Below are 20,010 nucleotides of genomic sequence, written 5' to 3' on the forward strand. Positions count from 1 at the left end.
CCGGTCAGCGCTCCCGGGCGGCTTCCCGGAGGACTCGGCCGAGCGTGGCGAGATAGCGGTCCACCGACTCGTGCGCGATCGAGTTGTCCGGATAGATCACGCTGATGGTCGTCTCGGCGGGCAGCCGGTTGATCCAGATAAGGGCCTCTTCGCTGGCCGCCCGGTTGCCGTAGAGCCCGCCGCGCGCGATATCGAAGTATTCGCTGCCCGCGAAGTCACGGGCGTCGACGTAGGAGATCATCGGATTGGACCAGTTGGGGCCGACCTGGATTCCGCTATCGGGCGGTGCCAGCTCCAGCACGCGATGGATGGTCGCCGCTTTGAGGCGCATCCCGTTCTCGTAGGCGCGTTGCGCCCGGGCCACGGTCCGCTCGAAAGTAGGGTGCACGCCGATCGGGAACGCCACCGGTATCAGCGCCACGTACCAGCCGATCGAGGCCATCTCCTCGAAGGTCGACCGGGTGTTGAGCGGGGTGATACCGAAGTAGTAGTCGCTCTCGGTGAGGGCCCGTTCGGCCAGGGCCGCCGCCGCGAACACGCCGCCGGCGAATTCGCCGCCGTGGTCGCGGCAGACCTTCTCGAATCGGGCGGCCTCGTCCTCCCCGAACAGTGGCACAGTGCGATGGGCGCTGCGGTCGGAGTCACCACCGCGGATCCCGAGATCCAGCGGAAAGGACGGTAGCTCGCCGTCGTTGCCGCGCAACAGGCGTAGCCAGGTCTCGACTTCCGGGGAGGCGGGGGTCAGCCGCGCCGACGCGGTTCGTTCCCGGGCACAGTACTGCGTGTAGCTGGCCGGTCGCGGTATGGGCGGGATCTGCCCCCAGGCGTGTTTCGCGTACAGACAGGCGAGTTCGAAGCACGAGATATGCTGTCCCACACCGTCGGTGTGTAGATGGTCGACCGCCATGTACACGGTGGTGGACTCGTCGTGTTCGATCGTCCAGAAGGTGAAGCAGTCCCATTGGGACGGCGGCGGAGTCTGTTTCTGTACCAGATCGCGCACGGCCTCGGCATTGTCGATATGACCGTGATCGACGGGGGCGAATTCGACCTGGCCGGGTTCGAGCAGATGCCGCCGGATCGTGCCGCCGGGTTCCAGCGCGAACCAGCTGCGGAACGTGTCGTGCCGGGCCAGGAATTCGTTGACCGCCCGGGTCATGGCATCCTGGTCCAGAACGGTGGGCACCTCCGCGGTTACCAGGCACAGCCCGGAGGTGCGATAGTCGGTGCCGGTATTGCGAGGGGACCGGCGCAGATAGTGTTCCTGCTGGTGCGACGGCGGTACATCGTGCACCGGCGCCGCCGCGGCGTACGCCAGGGACCGCGGTGTCGCCACCCAGCTCACGACCCGGCCGGGTGCCGGATTCCACTCGTCGATGAGTCCGAAATCGACCATCTCTCGTTCCTCAGTTCACTGTCGGCGCGGGCGCCGGTGCGGAGCGGTCCGGCGTCGGCGCCGGGTCGGGCAGAGCCAGCGTCACCGCGGCCAGGGTGAGAGCCACCACCGCGATCGCCGACAGCATGACGGTGCTGCCGCCCAGGGTGTGGGCGCGGAAGAACACCGCGGACAGCAGCGCCAGACCGACCCCGTTGCCGATCTGTTCGATAGTGGGCAGCAGCCCGGAGGCCTCGGCCATCTGCCCGTCGTCCAGACCGGACAGCATGATCGGCTGTAGCGGTACCGCGAACAACCCGGCCCCGAATCCGCACAGGAAAACCGGTGCGGCGCACAGCAGCATGTTCACCCGGCCGTCGGTGATGTTCACATACGCCACGCCCATGATCACGCACACCGCGAACAGCGCCAGCCCACCGGCCAGCGTGCGGACTCCCCAACGCTGCACGAACACCGGCGAGACCAGCGCGCCGGCGCCGGCGCCGAACGCGAACGGAGTCATCGCGATACCGGTCTCCAAGGGGGAGAAGTCCAGCACATCCTGCAGGGTGATCGAGATGGCGAAGACGAACGCCGTGAACACCCCGAAGAACCCGGTGACCACGATCGATCCGATCGCGAAACCGCGGTCGCCGAACAGATCCAGGCGCAGCAGCGGTCCGGCTCCCCGGCGGGCCACCCGGCGCTCGTGCAGGACCGTCACCATCGCGAGCGCGAGCGCGGCCGCGATGATCAGGCAGGGAACCGGGCGCCAGCCGCGCAGATGGATCTCCGACAGGGCGTAGAGCAGGCCGAACAGGGTCACAGTGGACAGCAGGACACCCATGGGGTCCAGCGCGCAGCGCTGCCGCGGCGCGTCGAGCCACAGGTACCGCCAGGCCAGGACGAGCGTCACGACACCGAGCGGCAGATTCATCAGGAAGATGCTGTGCCAGCCGAACCCGCCCGGATCGGTGGTCAGCAGGGTGCCGCCCAGAATCGGCCCGAGCAATCCCGCGAAGCCGGAGGTCGCGCCGTAGAGCGCGAATACCCGGGTGTGTAGGTTCCGGGGGAACAAGGCGGTGAGTATCGCGATGGTCTGCGCCGCCATACCGGCACCGGCCACCCCCTGCGCGACGCGGGCGACGACGAGTTCGCCCGCGCTGTCGGCGGTTCCGCACCAGACCGAGACGGCGGTGAACGCCACGACCGCCGCCAGGAACATCCGGCGGCGGCCGGTCATCGCCCCGGCCCGGGCGGCCGGCAGCAGGGTGCAGGCGAAGGCCAGCGAGTACCCGGAGACGATGAGCAGTTGCTGTGCGGAGGAGGCGCGCAGATCCGCGGTGATCGCGGGCAGCGCGGTGTTGACGATCGTCACGTCGATCATCTGCATGAACACCGACAGCAGGCAGCCCGCGAACGCCGCCCAGGCGCCCGGGCCGGAAACGGCCCGCGCTGTGGCGGCGCCGGATGTCACGAACGCGCCTCGTCGGCGAGTAGGACATCGCCGGCGGAGGTATCCACATGCGCCGACCCGTTCCCCGATCCCGCCATCGGGATGCCGGCGCCGCCGCCCCCGTTCGCCCCGTGACCGTTTCCGGACGAACCGTTCCCACCGGCTTCCGGCGGCGCGGCCGGTGCGGTAGTGGTTCCCGCCGTACCGTGCCCACCCGCGGCGGGTAGCGCCGCCGCGAAACCCGCTGCCGGGTCTGTCGCCAGGATCAGTTCGGCCACCTTGGGCCCGGCTTGCTCCAGGCTGAACGCCCTCCCCATCTGCAGCGACATCAGTTCGATACCGAGCTGTTTGCTCACTCGCGAACCGAATTCGACCGCCATCAGCGAGTCCAGGCCGAGTTCGGTGACCGGGACCGTCAGGTCGATGGTGTCGGGCTGTACCCCCATCACTACGGCCAGCTGCTCGGCGAGCATCCGTGCCATGGCCTGGCCGCGTCTACCGTCCTCGAGGGCCGCGAGTTCGGCTTTCAGTGTGGCCAGCATCGAATTGTCCTGCACCGACGCCGCGACCAGTGCGGCGAGTCGCCCGGTACGTCCCATCTGCGGGAACGCCGCGGTAAGCTTCGACCAGTCGGTCGGGATGACGGCCGCCCGCGTGACCCCCAGTCGCAGTGCCTGTTCCAGGTAGAGGGTGCCGTCGGCCATATCGATCGCCCCGAACCCGGCCAGTTCCAGATACTTCGCGACCTTGTCGTCGGCGGCCATACCCCCGGCGGCGCCGGACATATGCCCCCAACCCACACACAGCACCCGCTCCCCGGCCCGGGACCATTCCTCGGCCAGCGCCTCCACAGCGAGATTCGCGGCGGTGTAGTTGTACTGACCGAAGATGCCGAACATGGATCCGCCGGAGGAGTACAGCACGAACATATCCGGTTCGGCCCCGGCCGCGATCACCGCGTCGTGCAGGACCCGGGCCCCGTGCACCTTGGACCGGTACACCCGGGCCAGCTGCTCTGCGTCCATATGCTCGACCCGGTTGTCGGCGACCGCGCCGGCCGCGTGGAACACCCCGCGCAGCGGGTGCGCCGCGTCGTGCGCCCGGTTCACCACCGCCGCGACCGCCTCGGGGCCGGCGATATCGGCGCGTTCCTCGATCACCGTGACATCGGCGGCCCGCCAGGCCGCGAGCTGCTGCCGGGCGGCCGGGGTGGCCGCGCCACTGCGCCCGACCAGCACCAGCCGCCGTGCCCCCTTGGCGATGAGCCAGGTGCCTGTGGCCATCCCGAATCCGCCGAATCCGCCGGTGATCAGATAGGTACCGTCGGGGTCGATCCCGAGTTCGGGCAGCATCGGTCGGACCGGCGGCGCCTCATCGGTCATCGACAGCGCGATCCGGCCGATCTTGCCGGACCGGATGGTGTCGTCGAACGCCTTGGCCACCTCATGGGTGCCGTACAGCTCGTAGGGCAGTGGACGGTACTCACCGGACCGGAACTTCTCCACCACCCGGCGCAGCAGATCGGCCAGTTGCAGTGGCCGGACCCGGCACATGCGGTCCAGGTCCATGGAGAAATAGGAGAGGTTCTTGTCGAAATTGGCGAGCTCGAGCAGCCCGCCGGTGTAGATATCGGCCTTGCCGACCTCGATGATGCGGCCGAATTCGCGGATCGCCTTGAAGTTCTGGCGCAATGCCTCGCCGGGCGCAGAACTCAGGATGACATCCACGCCGACGCCATCGGTGAGACCCAGTACATCGTCGGCGAAATTGAGCGATCGCGAGTTCAGTGCGTGATCGGCGCCGAGCTCGAGAATATGCGCGCGTCGCTCTTCGGTGCTCGCCGTCCCGATGATCCGGGCGCCGCGTGCCTTGGCGACCTGTATCGCCGCCGACCCCACCCCACCGGCGGCACCGTGGATGAGCACGGTCTCCCCGGGTTCCAGGCGGGCCAGATCCAGTAGCGAGTATTCGGCGGTACCGAATGCGGTAGTGCTGGTGCACACCGCGGGGTCGGTGCCCTCCGGCAACGGGATGACCGCGCCGCGCTCCACCACGTGGTAGCGCCGCATCATGCCCTTGGCGGCCAGGGCCACGATATCGCCGACCGCGAGATCGGTGACCCCCTCACCCACCCGGGTGACCGCGCCGACACCCTCCATACCCGGACTGGTGCCGAAGAAGGTTTCGGCGAGTTCGCGTTCGCCGAGGATCCCCATCACCTTCAGCGGGTCCTTGTAGTTGAGTCCGATGATCCGCAGCCCGACCTCGACCTCGCCCGGTCCGGGGTCGCGGCGCGGGGCGCGCCGCCAGGCCAGCGCGGACAGCAGTTTCGATTTCGGTATCTCCAGCGCGAAATCGGCCTCGGGGTCGGTGAGTGGTTCGGCGGTCTCCAGCGCGTCGATCCGCTCCGGTAGTGGCTGGGTGATCCGCGGCAGCAGGCGGCCACCGTCACGCAGCAGCACTTCGTCGGAGTTGTCGTATCGGAACGCACCGGGCACGGCGAGTTCAGCGATCAGTTCGGCGACCGGCGTGGCGGGTTCGGTATCGATCAGCCGCCACCGCAGGGCCAGCTGTTCGCTGAGCAGTACGCGGCGCGCGCCGGCCAGGGCGGCCTGCCGCGAATCCGGGGCAGCGGCGGCGCCGGGCAGCGCGAAGGCTTTTTCGGTCACCAGGGTGACGTGGCAGGAACCGTCCCCGATACCGACCATCGGGGTCTCGCTCTCCCCGGGGGCGATGAACTGGTGGGCGGCGACCGCGATACGTTTCAGCATCCACAGATCCGCGAGATCGTCCTCGATGCGGCCGGCCACGACCACGAGGTGCACCCGCGCGGTGTCCGGGTCGTCGGTGCCCGCGCGCAACATCGTGGTGAGCTCGGTTTCGAGGTCGGAGTCCGCACCCGCGGTGAGCCGGTACCGCGACCCGGGCAGGCCCGCGGCGAGATCCCGGGCCCGCTCGCTCTCACCGAGCGCGAGCACGATCGTGGTGGCGGTACCGGTATCACCCAGGACCGCCGGGTCGATCGGTTCGGCAGGCTCCACCGTCTCGGAGTAGTAGAAATCCGCCATTCGCTGCAGTGGGCTGCCGCCGGGAGTGAGTGCGCCCAGTCGGACGCCCCGCAGATGCAGACACAGGGTGCCGTCGTCGGCCAGCAGCCGGACATCGGCGAGATGGGCGGCATCCGGGTCGCGCCGGGCGACCACGGTCACCTCCGCGGGTAACGGCCGATACATCCGGACAGCCGAGACCCCGACCGGCACCACGGCACCCTCGCCGAGACTGTCCTGCGCGAACAGCAGCGCGACCGTCTGCATGGCCGCATCGACAACGGCCGGATGCGCCAGATGCCCGGAGTCGGCCGCGATACCGCCGTCGACCGTGGCCACGACCGCATCCCGCCCAGCCCGGACCGCGGTGACGCGACGGAACGCCGGACCGTACTGCAGACCGCGCGAGGCCAGTGCGGCGTAGAAGAGGCCGGGTTCGACATCTATCGCCGACTCCGGTTCGGGAACGGTCTGCACGACTGTCTCGTAGGCACCGGTGAGCACTCGCCCGGTGGAATGCACCGTCCACACCGACCCGGTGGCGCTGCGCGACCGGATCAGGAATCGGCCACTGGCATCCTCGATCCCGAGCTCCAGGAACGACACATCGGGCTGGGCCATCACCAGCGGCGCGACGAACCGCACATCCTCGAGCGCGACCCGCCTGTCACCCGAGCGGGTGGCGGCGGCGCTGAGCGCGGCATCGAGATAGGCCGCGCCCGGCATGATCCGCATCCCGCCCACCACGTGATCGGGTAGCCAGGGCAGCAGTTCGGTCCCGACCTGCAGCAGCCAGCCCGGCCGGCCTTCCATATCGGGGTCGCCGAGCATCGTGTAGGTGTCGGGGCTGCCCAGGCGCAACTGTTCGAACAGCGGCAGCGGGTTGTGCAGCCGGGTGTTCTGCCACGGATAGCGCGGCAGCGGTAGATGTTCGGTGGCCCGCCGATCTTCCGGGAAGACGGCGCTCGTATCGAGGACACCGGCGGCGTACAAACCCGCGATGGTCCGGCGGATACTGTCGTGATCGTCCTGTTTGCGGTTCAGCGTCGCGACGGTGGCGCCGTTCTCCCCGGCGGCCAGCAGGATTTCGCGGATATTGCCGGACAGCACCGGATGCGGGCCGACCTCGAGGAACACCCGGTGCCCGACCGCGACCAATCCGGCGACGGCGTCGGCGAAACGTACGGGTTGCCGGACGTTGGCGCACCAGTACTCGGCATCGAACCCGTCCTCGGCTTCCACCACCGCTTCCGCGGTCACCGTCGACACCAGTGGGATCCGCGGTGCGGCGGGCCGCAACTCGGCGAGCGCGGTGCGTAGTTCGTCCAGGATGGGATCCATGAACCGGCTGTGGTACGGGACCTCGACCCGCAGCGCCCGCGCGAAAGCGCCTTCCTCGGTGAGCTTCTCGGCGATCTCGTCGAGCCGGTCCACATCACCGGCGAGGGTGAGCGAACCCGGACTGTTCACCGCCGCGATATCCACCGCGTCGTCCGCGCCGAAGTATTCGCGCACCTTGTCCGGTCCGGCACCCACGGCCAGCATTGCGCCTCTACCGGCCGTCTTCGCTTGTAGACGCGACCGGTGGTAGGCCACCGTGACCGCTTCTTCCAGGGACAGCATGCCGGTCACATAGGCCGCCGACACCTCGCCGACGCTGTGCCCCACGATCCGCGCCGCAGTGATGCCGTACTCGGCGAGTTCGGCCACCAGGCCGACCTGCACCAGGAAGTTCGCGGGCTGGGCCACCTCGGTCGCGGTCACCCGGGACTCATCCTCCGGGCGCAGCAGTTCCTCGATGATCGACCATCCGGCCACCTGCTGGAACGCCGCGTCGACGGTGCGTGCCGTCGCGGCGAAGGCGCCCTCGGCGGCGAGCAGCTCGCGTGCCATACCCCACCACTGCGGGCCCATGCCCGAGAATACGAAGACCGGCTCGCCGACGCGCTGGGAGACAGTGCGTACGGCATCACGGCCCTCGCCACCGGCGTACTGCCGGAGCTCGTCGATCAGTGCCACACGGTCGCGCATCGGCACGCCGGTCCGGAAGGCATGGTGGGCCAGCCGTGTCCAGGCCGCTTCGGCCAGATGATCCGGGTCGGCCCCGTCTGCGAGCAGGTCGGCGTACCGGCCCGCCATGGCCCGTACCGCCGGGGCGCTGCGCGCGGAGACCGGCAGCACCCCGAGATGTTCGCGTGCACGCGGGGCCGGCGGCCCGGCGAGCGGCTGGAATTCCTGCAGGACGGTGTGCGCGTTGGTCCCGCCGTATCCGAACCCGTTGACCGCGATACTCATCGGCCCGGCACCGGCGGGCAGCGGTTGCGCCTCGACCTGGATGTGCAGGTTGAGGTCGGCGAACGGAATGTCCGGATTGGGTTCGTGCAGCCAGCCCTGCGGCGGAATCGTGCGATGGTGCAGGGCAAGAGCTGATTTGATGACGCTGGCGATACCGGAAGCGGCCTCGGTGTGCCCCAGGGTCGCCTTGAGTGATCCCACTCCGAGTGTCTGCTGCCGTACCCCGGCCGCGCCGTAGACCGAACCCAGTGCACGTAGTTCGATCGGGTCGCCGACCGGGGTGCCGGTACCGTGCGCCTCCACATAGGTGATCTGCTCGGGCGCCAGTCCCGACCGCTCGCATACCGTGCGCGCCAGCGCCTCCTGCGAATCGGCGTTCGGCACGGTGATGGCCGCCGTGCGGCCGTCCTGATTGGAGCCGGTGGCCTTGACCACCGCGTACACCCGGTCCCCGTCGCGCAGTGCGTCGTCGAGTCTCTTGAGCACGACGATGCCGCCGCCTTCCCCGCGCCCGTACCCGTCCCCGGCGGCGTCGAAGGATTTGCAGCGCCCGTCGGTAGCGAGGAATCCGCCCTTGCACATCATGACGAAGGTTTCCGGCTGCAGCATGACGTTCACACCGCCGGCCAGTGCCGTGGTGCAGTCACCGTTCCGGATCGCCTGACAGGCCAGGTGGAAAGCCACCAGCGACGACGAGCACGCGGTATCGACGGTGAGCGCGGGCCCGACCAGATCGAGTGCGTAGGCGATCCGATTGGAGAGCATGGTGTAGGAGGCAGAGGCCGCGGTGTGCATATCCACATGCGCCAGCGCCGGGCCCACCACCCCGACCACCGACTGGTCGACCACGAACCCGCCGATGTACACCCCTACCGATTCACCGCCCGCGCGCCCCGCGGTCCCGGCGTCGTCGAGGGCCTCCCAGGTCACCTCGAGCAGCAGGCGTTGCTGAGGGTCGAGACCGGTGGCCTCACGCGGGGAGATTCCGAAGAAATCCGGATCGAATTCCCACGGATCGGTGGTGAGGAACGCGCCGTGTCGGGTGTAGCTGCGGCCCGGGGTGCGTTTCTCCGGGTCGTAGTAGCGGCGGTAGTCCCAGCGGTCCGGGGGTATCTCGACGACTGCATCGCGTTTGTCGACGACGAAATCCCAGAAGGATTCCGGGGAGTCGATTCCCCCGCCGAAGCGGCAGCCGATTCCGACGATGGCAATATCCGACATCTGTGTGTCCTCCCGAATCCCGGGGTTGGCCGCGGTTTCCCGCCGGGAATATCTGAAAGCAGGCTTACGCGCCGCGCATACCGCCGGATTTCCTGGTTGTGTCGAAAGTCCGGCAAGCCTGCCGAGAGTTCGCAAAATATCCGGTGCCGCTACGACATTGGGGCCGAGACTACCGAGCGATTCCCGGCTGCTGGAACGGGTCGCGGGCAACCTTCTGTCACCGCACAACCGCGCCGGTGATCAATTGTGAAATAGCCCAGGATATTCGAATTCGACCCGCGGCGACCCGGCCCACAGCTCATTTCCACAGTGCCGCCGCGAAAATCTGCCAGGATTCGTGCAGGTCGCGCTGCCAGTAACCCCAGGAATGCGTGCCGTCGGGTCGCAGTGTAATGGTGGCCGGAATATCGAGTTCGCGCAGTCTGTCACGCAGCCGCGCCGCGCAACCCGCCGCGACGCTTTCCAATAGTCCGCCGACGAGTATCTGGTCGATGAGTTCGGCCGGGTCGTGGCGGATACCCGGCCCGTCCATAGTGTCCAGTGGTCCCGGGGCGCCGGTCCCGGCGGACAGGAAGAGGGCGGTGCCGCGCAGGGCCTCGGCGTGCAGGAACGGGTCGTTGCCGGCCCAGGTGTGGTCCTGCGGTGGGCCCCACATGTTCTGTGGATCGCCGCCGTTGCTCCGGACGACCAGTTCCACGATGGCACGCCCCTGCGGATCGCTGGTCCGCACACAGCCACTGTAGGAACCGAGCGCCCGGTAGCGTCCCGGGGCGGCCAGCGCCAGCTGTAATACGGAGGCCGCGCCCATCGATATCCCGGCCAGTGCGGCGGCGCCGGTCCCGTGGAAACGGCCGTCGATCAATGGCGGGAGCTCCTGAGTGAGGAAGGTGGTCCAGCGCTGGCGGCCCAGCACCGGATCGTCGGCTCGCCAGTCGGTGAAATAGCTGCCCGCGCCACCGAGGGGATTGACCACGGTGACCTGCTCGTTCCGGAAGAACTCGGTGATATCGGTGCGGTCGAACCAGTTACCGCCGTCCGCGCCCCCGGTGATCCCGTTGAGCAGATAGAGGACGGGAGCCGGGCCCGCTGAGTCGGCCGCGGGGAGCACTCGTACCGGAATCACCCGGCCCATCGCGGCGGAGTACACCGCGAGCTCGAGTTCGCGAGTGCCGTGTGGGGTGATACCGACGATCCCGGATGCCGGGGCGGCCGGAAGTCCGGGTGGATCGGCGCGCGCCGGCGCGGCTGTGCCCGGATCCGCGGCCATGGGGGCCAGGGCGAGAACGGTGGCGGTGACGAGCAGTGCCCGGCTCGTACGGCGTGGCCGGCGAGGGTATGGCATCGCCGGAAGCTAATCCCCGTGGTGACCGCAGCGCCGCCGAACCCGCGGATTCTGTGAAGCGGGCCAGCACGGCGCGGTAATTCCTGCCCCCGATCCCAACCCTGACCCCGGCCAGACCGCTATGGACAGATGACTGGACAGGTGTAACCATCGGTGTGCGGCCGGGAGGGCGCGGCCGTACCGACCGACGAGAGGATCCTGCGCATGAACGACCGGAAACAGGGGAGCGGATACGGCGGTGGCCGGCGATGAGCACCTTGCGTCCGTGCGAGCGCGTCGGTCTCGAGTTCATCGACGACGCTCCGCTGAAGTTCAGTAACAGTGTCGATCTCGCGATCACCCCCGCGCAGCTGTTCGAAGTGCTGGCCGATGCCGAATCGTGGCCGCACTGGGCGACCGTGATCACCAAGGTCACCTGGACCAGCCCCGAACCCCGCGGGGTCGGTACCACCCGGGTCGTCGATATGCGCGGCGGTATCGTCGGCGACGAGGAATTCCTGGCCTGGGAACCGAACACCAGGATGGCGTTCCGGTTCAACAGCAGCTCTACCAGTGCGCTGGCGGCTTTCGCCGAGGATTATCGCGTCGTGGAGACCCCACAGGGGTGCCGGCTGACCTGGACTCTCGCGCAACGACTGGCCGGTCCCGCCCGGTTCACCTCTTTCGCCGCGGCCCCGTTGATGAACCTGGCGTTCCGCCGCTTCCTGGCGAACCTGCGCCGATACACCGATCGCCGCTTCGCGACCACAGCCTCCTGAACGCTCGAGCCGCGGCCACACAGCGGGCCGCGGCTCGAGACAGATCAGCCCATCAGTAGTGAACCCGCCAGCCAGGCGGCGAGTACCAGTACCAGCCCGAGCAGCGCGCCCGGATAGAGTGCGCGCCCGCTGCGCGCGGCGTTCACGGTGGTGGCGGCACCCACCAGGAATCCGAAGCAACCGCCGAGGACGATGATCCAATTGCCGGTACTCGGATCGGTGCTGCATTCCGCGCGTCCTTCGCACACCCCGGTGGCCAGTAGGAACCACGGGGAGATCGCGACCGAGACGATCGCCAGCGCCGCGAGCAGGAACCACAACAACCCGGTGATCACCAGATCGGGCTCGCGCGGCGCCGGAATGGGTGCGCCGCGGCCGTAGGCGTGGTCGGGGATGGGGGAGACCGGATAGTGGGTGGAGGTCTGGTCAGGGAACATATGCCTCGCGATCGCTCGAGCCGATGGGGGGCCGCCGGATGATACTCACAACTTTCCCCTGTGCCGCAACTGATCCGGCACCGCGCGCGACACTACACTGCGCACAGTCCCGTGGCATTCGCTGCGGCGGTATCGACAACCGTGCGTGACACGAGCAGAGGAGACGGCGATGCGTGTGCTGTACACGGCCGAGGCGCTGGCCACCGGGGACGGCCGCAACGGCCATACCCGCACCACCGACGGCCGGATCGACCTGGAACTGGCGATCCCGAAGGAAATGGGCGGCAGCGGCGGCGGGGCCAACCCCGAACAGCTCTTCGCCGCCGGGTACGCGGCCTGCTTCCATTCCGCGTTGCGTCTGGTCGGTTCCCAGGCCAAGGCGAATGTGAACGATTCGGCGGTGGGTGCGAAGGTGGGTATCGGCAGTACCGAGGGCGGCGGTTTCGGGCTGACCGTGGTCCTCGAGGTCACCCTCCCGCATCTGTCCGCCGACGAAGCGCAGGATCTGGCCGATAAGGCGCATCAGGTGTGCCCGTACAGCAATGCCACCCGCGGCAATATCGACGTCGAGGTCCGGGTCGCCCAGGACTGACCGTATTCGGCGCGGCCGCGCGCTAATGCTTCGAGGGCCCGGCGTCACCAGTGGTGGTGTCGGGCCCGTCGGCCGAGCCGGCGCCGGGGGGTGGAGCCGGATCCGGACCGGCAGCGTCAGGTATCACCTCGGTGGGGGAGGCCACCGCCGTCTCCACCGTAGACGCCGGTCTCCCGTCCGCCGGCTGTTCGGCGCCCGGAGCTAGGTAACTCGCCGAAGCTTCCCGGGAGATGCTGACCCGCCACGGCATTCGCCCCCCGGTAGCATTGCGCGGGAGCGTCGCCACCGCGATCACCGCGGATCCCACCGCGATGATCACCGCCGCGATCGCGGCATTGGTGATCGTACCGCTGGCGACGTATTCCACCTGGTTCAGACCCGCGACCGGTTTCGACCCGTCGTTGACCGCCCAGTTGATCCAGGAACCGACCTGACCACCCAGGTCCCAGCGTCGGATCGTCATATTCTTCAGGTCTTTTTGCCGGGCGGTCAGGTACAACATATTCGCTATCACCAGCAGCGCGCTGATCACCGCACCGCCGGTGGCGATACGCGCGAAACGTTCGGAGTTGGTGGCGATGTGGATCGCGACCGCCGCGATGGTGAGGACGATCATGCTGCTTGCGGCGACCGCCCACGAACCGGTCAGATCGGCCGCGGCCGGCGGGCCCTTGGCCGACCAGACGGTCAGGTAACGCGTGGTCGAGTCGATCTGTCCGAACGGGGTGGCGCCGGCCATACCGTCGGGCCCGTGCGCGACCATCCAGTGCTTGAACATCAGGATGAAGACGATGACTCCGCCGAGTGCGGAGAACACATAGCCCCATTTTCCGGTCATCCGCGGCGAGGTGCGGATATCGTCGGCACGGTCCCGGACGAGCCGTAGCCCGGTCTGGGCCAGGATTCGGCGGCGTTCCCACGCCTCGGCGCGTTCGCCGGCTGACGGTGGAGGGGATGTGGGCGGGGCCGACGCCGACGCCGCGGTGCGAACCGTGCTCGACGATGCGGCGCCCTCACCCGCGCTCGCTCCCCACGGGCTCGGTTTGACCATCACCTCAGTTTAGTTCTGCGCCCACCAGTGGGAACATCCGCGATATCGCGGTGCGCCCGCGGTGGCCGCCGAACTCGAGCGGCATCCGAATGCTCGGCGTGGCCGTTGGCCACGAGATCCACCACGACGTCGCGGATCACGGTCTGGATCTGCTGTACGTGCTCATGCAATGCTTCCGGCACCGGACCACCGTCTGTGGCTCCGATCTCGACGATCTCGACGAGATCGTTGACGGTATGACAGAGTGCGATCAGGCGTCGCACCATGTCCCGCCGCTCGGCCGGCGGTAGTACTTCGGGGTTCACATCCCTTTCATCGCCGATGACCTCGTTGTTGTTTCGTCCGTGCGCCACCCCGCCGGATCATGACACCGCGAACTTCCGAAAACCACAGGGGCCCGGCTGGGTTCGGATCAGCGTTGTACCGCCGCTCGTACCGCGCCGCAGCCGGTCACGTGTCCGTCGGATACGGTGAGCCCGATCCAGTCGGACCACAGCCGGGAGACGAGGGTGACCATGCGTCGGGCGCTGCTGTCGATGGCGAGTGTGCTGCTGTTGTGCGTACTCGTCACCGGATGCGGCGGCGAGGTGAACGACGAGGCGGATGGCCCCGCGCGCGGCAGCGTCGTATCGGTGACACCGGTATTCGAGATGACCGGCGCGGAGACCGCCGGCTACCTCGCCGAATGGAAGTATCCGGTCGCGGTCGCGAACGGGGTCCGCGCGCACCGGGTCCTCTACGAAACCGTCGCGGCCGACGGAACCCCCACCACTGCCAGTGGCCTGGTTGTGATCCCGGATACCGATGCTCCGCGGTTGCGCCTGGTCTCCTACGCGCACGGCACCACGGTGCGGCGGGACGAGGCCCCCTCGGCGGACGGTGAGACCGAACGCGCCCGCACCGTCCAATTCGCCGCCGCCGGTTACGCCGCGGTCGCCCCGGATTATCTCGGTCTCGGTGAGGGACCGGGTTTCCATCCATACGCGCACGCCCCGACGGAAGGATCCGCGTCGGCGGATCTGCTCCTGGCGGCTCGCTCGCTGCTCGCCGACCAGGACCGCGAACTGGATCCGAACGTCCTGGTGACCGGTTTCTCCCAGGGCGCCCAGGCTGCCCTCGCGCTCGGCCGCGAGCTGAACGGTGGCGCGGTGGAGGGGTTCGGCCTGGCTGCCACCGCCGCGGTGAGCGGGGCATACGCCGTGCAGGAGGTACAGGCCCCGTCGGCCCTCGACGGCCGGGTCGAGAGCCGACGGGCGGTGCTGTTCCTGGGCTATTGGATCACCGCGATGAACAGGATTTATCACCTCTACGACGATCCGGCCCAGGCTTTCCGGCCGCCCTACGCGCAGCGGATCGAAGCGCTGTTCGACGGGCGTCACGATCTACTGGCTGTCTCCTCGGGCCTACCCGCCACTCCGGAGAAGTTGCTCACTGCGCAGTTTCTGGAACTGGCGCGTAATCCCACGGGCGCAGCACTGCGGGCCATGGCCGACAGCGATACCGTCTGCGACTGGACACCGAAAACGCCGGTCCGGCTTTTCGCCGCGCGAGGTGATCGCAGTGTGCCCTTCGAGAATTCGCAACGCTGTATGAAGGCCGAACTGGGTGGATCCGCCGAGTTGGTCGATCTCGGCGATATCGATCACGGCGAGACTGTGCGGGTCGCGCTTCCGCAGATCCTCGACTGGTTCCGGAGAACGCAACCGCCCGCCTGAACCAGGTCGGCTCGGGCGGGCGGTGCGGTCCGGGATCGCTGGATATCAGTGCATGAGCACCGGCGCCGGCGACTCGGAATCGGATTTCGTGACCTCGCTCGCCTTACGCGGGAGCAGGATGGAGAATCCGAACGTGACCAGGCACAATGCGAACGCCACCCAGAAGGTTCCGGCGTAGGCGTCCGACATCTCGCCGAGCATGATGGATTCGAACTTCTCTCCCAGGCTCGCGATGTACTGCAGTACCGACGGGTCGGGCTGTTCTCCGGTCCGCTGGGCTTCCATCATCGCTCGTCCGGCCGATACAGCCTCGGAGTCCTGCATCCGATTGGTCAGCACCACCGAGATCACCGCGACACCGACCGAACTGGCGATCTGCTGAATGATGTTCAGCAAGGTGGAACCGCGAGCGACCTGTGCCTCCTTCAGCGTGCGCAACGCAGCCGTCATCAACGGCATCATGGTGAGGCCCATACCGAGACCCATCACGAACAGCACGCCCAGTACATAGAAGTACGAGCTGTCGGCCTCGATCTGGGTGAGTCCGAACATGGTCGCGGCGAGGATCGCCATACCCACCGGTACCACCCGGCCGACCGGCAATTTGTCCACCAGCATGCCGGCGATCGGCATGGTGAGCAGCGAGCCGATACCCTGCGGTGCCACCAGCAGCCCCGCCAGCAGCGCACTCTCGCCCCGCACCTGCTGGAAGTAGGTGGGGATCAGCAGTAAGCCGCCGAAGAAGGAGGCGGAGAACAGGAACATCGTGACCGTGGCGACGGTCAGATCGCGGTTCTTGAACAGCCGCAGATCCAGCAGCGGATTCTTGGGCTTGAACGAATAGAACACGAACGCGACTACCAATGCGCCGCCGACCAGCATGGTCGCCCACACCTTCGGAGTGGCGACGGTGCCTTCTTCCGGAATGGAGGAGATGCCGAACAGGAACAGCGCCAGACCCGGCGACAGCATCAGCATGCCCACGAAGTCGAACGATTCACCAGCCCGCGGTTCGTCCCTGGGCAGCACGAACCAGGCGTAGACGAGGGCGATCGCGCCCAATGGCAGGTTGATCAGGAAGATCCAGTGCCACGAAGCGTCCTCGATGAGCCAGCCACCCAGGATCGGGCCCAGGATCGGGCCGAGCAGCATCGGAACACCCAGGATGGCCATCAACCGGCCCATCCGCTCCGGGCCCGCGGCCTTGGTCATGATGGTCATGCCCAGCGGCATGAGCATGCCGCCGCCCAGACCCTGGATCACCCGGAACCCGATGAGCGCGCCGATGTTCCAGGACAGGGCGCACAGCACCGAACCGAGGGTGAACAGGACCAGGGCGGTCATGTAGAGCCGCTTGGTACCGAAACGGTCCGCGGCCCACCCGGTCAGCGGGATGACGGTGGCGAGCGCCAGCGTGTAGGCGGTAACCGTCCAGGCCACCGTGGAGTAGTTGGCGACGTCGAATTCGGTCTGGAATGTCGGCATGGCGACGTTCACTACCGTGATGTCCAGGATGGACATGATGGCGCCGAGAACCACCACACCGGCCAGTTTCAGTACCGATGCGTCGATTCTGTCCGAAGCCCCCGCGTCGGTCGCGGGGGCTGGGCTTGCGTTCACGAATTGTCTCCTGACGATGCTGGGGGGCGCGCCACGGCGTTGTGTATGGCCCCGGACTCGAGCACTGCGGCGAGAACCCGTCCGAGGTCCTCGCGTAACGCGTCGGGCAAGCGGTCGACGACTTTGTCGATCGTCGCGCGGTGGATCGCGATCTGATCCCAGGCGAGATGGTGCCCGTGTTCGGTGAGGCCGACGAGCTTGACCCGCCGGTCGGTGGGGCTCTCCTGCCGCGTGAGCAGATCGAGGCGGACCAGCCGGTCGACATTGCGGCCGGCCGCGGTCATCGACAGGCCCAGATCGCCCGCGATGGTGTGGATCGGTTGTGGCTCGGCGTGCCGGACGACGCTGAACAGCACCCGGGCCTGGGCCAGGGTCAGGTCCAGCTCGGCCAACCGGTCGACCCCCCGCCACCGTCCCGGATCGCAGACGGCGAGCACGAAGTGCTCGATCAGGGTGCTCGTCTCCGACTCACTTGCCACCGCGCGATCATATGGGTGTCAGCAATAGTCGCGGAAGCGGGATTATCGCGGATGTGACCGGAACCATAGTGGACAAGTGGCCGTATCGAGTCGGGTTATGGCGCGACAGTCTGCTCGGAGGAAGAAATCACGGTTCCGGCAGCGGGGGAGCAGCGTCAGTGCTTGTCCGGCGAATCGCCGACGAAGAAGTCCACGAGGAGTTCCGCCACGTGTGCGGGCTGCTCCAGATGCAGGAAATGCCCGGCCCCGGTCAGAGTTTCGCTGACCCCTCCCGCCGGTGCCAGCACCTCGCCCACCCCGGCGGTGAACGCCGGATGCAGGGTGGTGTCGGCACTGCCGTGCAGGTACAACATCGGAACTCGGGGCGCCTCGTCCCAGTGCCGGTGGAGCTCGGTATAGGGGGCGGGCGGTTTACCGGCGACCCGGACGAACGCCCGGTAGTAGGACAACGCCGCGGTCCGGTGGGCGGCGGTGGGCAGGGCGGCCAGGACATGGGCGATATCGGTATCGGCCCGATATCCGGGGGACCAGTCGTGCCACAACCGGGGGATCAGCCTGTCGAGCGACCGCTCGGAGATCCCCGGCAGCTGGTTGAACAGGATGTACCAGCTGAACCGCAACTGCCGCAGGTACGCACCGACTCCGGCGTCCCGGCGCGGGCGCATGGCAGGAACCGGCGGCACCGCGAGCGAAGCCACCCGGCGAAACGGGCAATCCGGCTGAGCGGCGACCGTATTCGTGGTCAGCGCGCCCCAGTCGTGTCCGATCAGGACGGCGTCGCGCGGTGCGCCGAACTCGCGATACAGCGCGAGTGCGTCGTAGGCGAGAGCACCCAGGTCGTAGACGCCGTCGTCCGGCACGGTGGTCGGCGCGTAGCCCCGGGTGAACGGGGCGATCACCCGGAAACCGCGATCGGCGAGCGCGGGGCCGAGATGGCGCCAGGTCCAGGCGCTGTCGGGGAACCCGTGCAGGCACAGGGCGAGCCGTCCCCCGGGATCACCCCAGGCGAGCGCCGTCATCGTCAGGTGCGGTAGCCGGTACTCGATCGTCTCGGGATGATCGCCCTCGTGCGCGCCCATAGGAGTTCCTCTCGTTCGGCCCCGCCACGGTAACCTGGGTCTATCGGCCGTGCCCCGGCGATATCTCCGTCACCGGCAGCGGTATGCTCACAACCCCCGGACGAGGTCGCTGTGCCGGTGCTGCGGGCAGGCCCGAATCTTTCGCACAGCCGCGGGGTAGCTGATGTCATATCTGGCAAGGTAATTGGGGATCGGAGGAGCAAGCCCATGGCGCGCAAGGTCGTCATCAGTTTGATCGATGACCTCGACGGTGAATCAACCGCGGCCGAAACTGTGGTGTTCGCATTCGAGGGCGTGACGTACGAGATCGACCTAACCGAAGCCAACGCGGGGGAACTGCGCGCAGTCTTCGGTAAGTGGACCCCATTCGCCCGCAAGGCCGGACGGGCCGCGCGAACGAAGCGGGAGCGGCCGGCTCGGTCGGCCTCGGCGAAAGTCATCCGGGAGTGGGCGCTACGCAACGGACACGAGGTGTCGGCGCGCGGCCGGATCCCGTCCGGGATCCTTGACGCGTTTCGCCGCGTCAACGGATAGCGGCGGTCCGCCCCGGTATTGCGCGATCAATTCGCATGGTCGGTGCTGTTGTCTGCCGGTTTGTAGGCGACACCACCGACCATGGCGTTCTCCTCGGGATACCGGGGCCGTAATGGTGGTCCGGCGGGCCACCACTCGTCCAGTTGCACCAGGCCGGGTTCGATGAGCTCGAGGCCGGAGAAATATTCGAGGATCTGCTCGTTCGTGCGGTACCAGCCCGAACCCAGACCCTTTTCGGTGAAGCGGCGTTCGAGCTCCTTGGCGAGCGCGTGCTGCTGCGGGTCGGCCGGTCCCGGATCGTAGAAATGGCTGAGCGCCAGGTAGGACCCCGGCGGCAGCAGTTCCACGTATTTGTGCATGATTCCGACAGGGTCGAGTTCGTCGTCGACATGATGCAGCAGTCCGCACAGGATCAGCGCGATCGGCCGGTCCATATCCAAGTACCTGGTCACATCGGAATTGCGCAGCAGGGTCTTGTCTTCGAGGAGATCGGCGGGTACGAAATGGGTGTTCTCGTTCTGTTCGAGGAGTACCCGCCCGTGTGCGTTGCAGACCGGATCATTGTCGACATAGACGACCCGGGCATCCGGATTCTGTTGCTGGGCGATCTCATGGGTGTTCGCGACGGTGGGCAGGCCGGCGCCGATATCGAGGAACTGGTCGATACCGGCCGCGCCGGCCAGATGCCTGGTGACACGGTGCAGCCAGCGCCGGTTCATGATGGATACATCGCCCTGCCGGGGCGCGACTTCGAGGATCGCGGCGTAGGCGGCGCGGTCGATATCGTAATTGTCCTTGCCGCCGAGGCTGTAGTCGTAGACACGAGCGATACTGGCTCGGGTGGTGTCCACGCCGACCGGTTTGCGAACGCCGGTCCGGTGCGCCGGTTCGGCCATGTCGACCCTTCCTTCGTGCGATGAAATCAGCTGGAAATGTGAGTCAGGTCACCACAGCGTAGAACGCGGTACCGGGGCGAGCAATCGGCGCCGATCGAACTGCGCGAGAAGAT

General features: G+C 67.7%; 15 protein-coding genes. 4 read left to right on the plus strand and 11 right to left on the minus strand.

Annotation, left to right across the window (positions count from 1 at the left end):
- Positions 1-4: 4 nt before the first annotated feature.
- From IEY68_RS04775 to IEY68_RS04790, 4 genes are all read right to left on the minus strand, one after another.
- The gene (locus IEY68_RS04775; RefSeq protein WP_062997176.1) at positions 5-1,396 is read right to left on the minus strand and encodes a condensation domain-containing protein; all 1,392 of its coding nucleotides are present in this window, start codon (positions 1,394-1,396) and stop codon (positions 5-7) included.
- Positions 1,397-1,406: 10 nt separating this feature from the next.
- Positions 1,407-2,852, minus strand: coding sequence for an MFS transporter (locus tag IEY68_RS04780; RefSeq protein WP_058855501.1), 1,446 nt, complete (start codon positions 2,850-2,852; stop codon positions 1,407-1,409).
- Positions 2,849-9,394, minus strand: a complete 6,546-nt coding sequence (locus IEY68_RS04785) for a type I polyketide synthase (protein WP_082681439.1) — start codon at positions 9,392-9,394, stop codon at positions 2,849-2,851. Before IEY68_RS04785 ends, IEY68_RS04780 begins: the two co-directional genes overlap by 4 nt.
- 298 nt (positions 9,395-9,692) lie before the next feature.
- Positions 9,693-10,736 carry an alpha/beta hydrolase gene (locus tag IEY68_RS04790; protein ID WP_058855500.1) on the minus strand — a complete coding sequence of 348 codons (1,044 nt, stop codon included), beginning with the start codon at positions 10,734-10,736 and terminating at the stop codon, positions 9,693-9,695.
- A gap of 257 nt (positions 10,737-10,993) precedes the next feature.
- Here IEY68_RS04790 and IEY68_RS04795 point away from each other — a divergent pair, with 257 nt between their 5' ends.
- Positions 10,994-11,494 (plus strand): SRPBCC family protein, encoded by a 501-nt coding sequence (locus tag IEY68_RS04795; RefSeq protein ID WP_058855527.1) that lies wholly within the window; start codon positions 10,994-10,996, stop codon positions 11,492-11,494.
- A 44-nt stretch (positions 11,495-11,538) separates the two neighbouring features.
- On the opposite strand, the gene IEY68_RS04800 is transcribed toward IEY68_RS04795, so the two are convergent.
- Complete coding sequence (locus IEY68_RS04800) at positions 11,539-11,931, minus strand: hypothetical protein (RefSeq protein WP_058855499.1); 393 nt, start codon at positions 11,929-11,931, stop codon at positions 11,539-11,541.
- A 169-nt stretch (positions 11,932-12,100) separates the two neighbouring features.
- On the opposite strand from IEY68_RS04800, the gene IEY68_RS04805 reads away from it, so the two are divergent.
- The gene (locus IEY68_RS04805; RefSeq protein WP_058855498.1) at positions 12,101-12,523 is read left to right on the plus strand and encodes an organic hydroperoxide resistance protein; all 423 of its coding nucleotides are present in this window, start codon (positions 12,101-12,103) and stop codon (positions 12,521-12,523) included.
- A gap of 22 nt (positions 12,524-12,545) precedes the next feature.
- Here the strand turns inward: IEY68_RS04805 and IEY68_RS04810 are convergent, their stop codons facing one another.
- Both IEY68_RS04810 and IEY68_RS04815 read right to left on the minus strand, forming a co-directional pair.
- Positions 12,546-13,574 (minus strand): hypothetical protein, encoded by a 1,029-nt coding sequence (locus IEY68_RS04810; protein ID WP_058855497.1) that lies wholly within the window; start codon positions 13,572-13,574, stop codon positions 12,546-12,548.
- On the minus strand, positions 13,574-13,927 hold the full coding sequence (locus tag IEY68_RS04815; RefSeq protein WP_058855496.1) for a hypothetical protein: 354 nt from the start codon (positions 13,925-13,927) through the stop codon (positions 13,574-13,576). Before IEY68_RS04815 ends, IEY68_RS04810 begins: the two co-directional genes overlap by 1 nt.
- A gap of 156 nt (positions 13,928-14,083) precedes the next feature.
- Between IEY68_RS04815 and IEY68_RS04820 the strand changes: the two genes are divergently transcribed.
- Complete coding sequence (locus tag IEY68_RS04820; RefSeq protein ID WP_156426250.1) at positions 14,084-15,289, plus strand: alpha/beta hydrolase; 1,206 nt, start codon at positions 14,084-14,086, stop codon at positions 15,287-15,289.
- A 45-nt stretch (positions 15,290-15,334) separates the two neighbouring features.
- Here the strand turns inward: IEY68_RS04820 and IEY68_RS04825 are convergent, their stop codons facing one another.
- From IEY68_RS04825 to IEY68_RS04830, 3 genes are all read right to left on the minus strand, one after another.
- On the minus strand, positions 15,335-16,909 hold the full coding sequence (locus IEY68_RS04825; RefSeq protein ID WP_058855494.1) for a DHA2 family efflux MFS transporter permease subunit: 1,575 nt from the start codon (positions 16,907-16,909) through the stop codon (positions 15,335-15,337).
- The gene (locus IEY68_RS35925) at positions 16,906-17,388 is read right to left on the minus strand and encodes a MarR family winged helix-turn-helix transcriptional regulator (RefSeq protein WP_058855493.1); all 483 of its coding nucleotides are present in this window, start codon (positions 17,386-17,388) and stop codon (positions 16,906-16,908) included. Before IEY68_RS35925 ends, IEY68_RS04825 begins: the two co-directional genes overlap by 4 nt.
- A gap of 155 nt (positions 17,389-17,543) precedes the next feature.
- Positions 17,544-18,467 (minus strand): alpha/beta fold hydrolase, encoded by a 924-nt coding sequence (locus tag IEY68_RS04830; RefSeq protein WP_058855492.1) that lies wholly within the window; start codon positions 18,465-18,467, stop codon positions 17,544-17,546.
- A 207-nt stretch (positions 18,468-18,674) separates the two neighbouring features.
- On the opposite strand from IEY68_RS04830, the gene IEY68_RS04835 reads away from it, so the two are divergent.
- Positions 18,675-19,001 (plus strand): histone-like nucleoid-structuring protein Lsr2, encoded by a 327-nt coding sequence (locus IEY68_RS04835; RefSeq protein ID WP_058855491.1) that lies wholly within the window; start codon positions 18,675-18,677, stop codon positions 18,999-19,001.
- Positions 19,002-19,027: 26 nt separating this feature from the next.
- On the opposite strand, the gene IEY68_RS04840 is transcribed toward IEY68_RS04835, so the two are convergent.
- Positions 19,028-19,897: an SAM-dependent methyltransferase gene (locus IEY68_RS04840; protein ID WP_058855490.1), complete on the minus strand. Its 870-nt coding sequence runs from the start codon at positions 19,895-19,897 to the stop codon at positions 19,028-19,030.
- Positions 19,898-20,010: the final 113 nt, after the last annotated feature.

Source organism: Nocardia jinanensis, assembly GCF_014645735.1.
Lineage (GTDB): Bacteria > Actinomycetota > Actinomycetes > Mycobacteriales > Mycobacteriaceae > Nocardia > Nocardia jinanensis.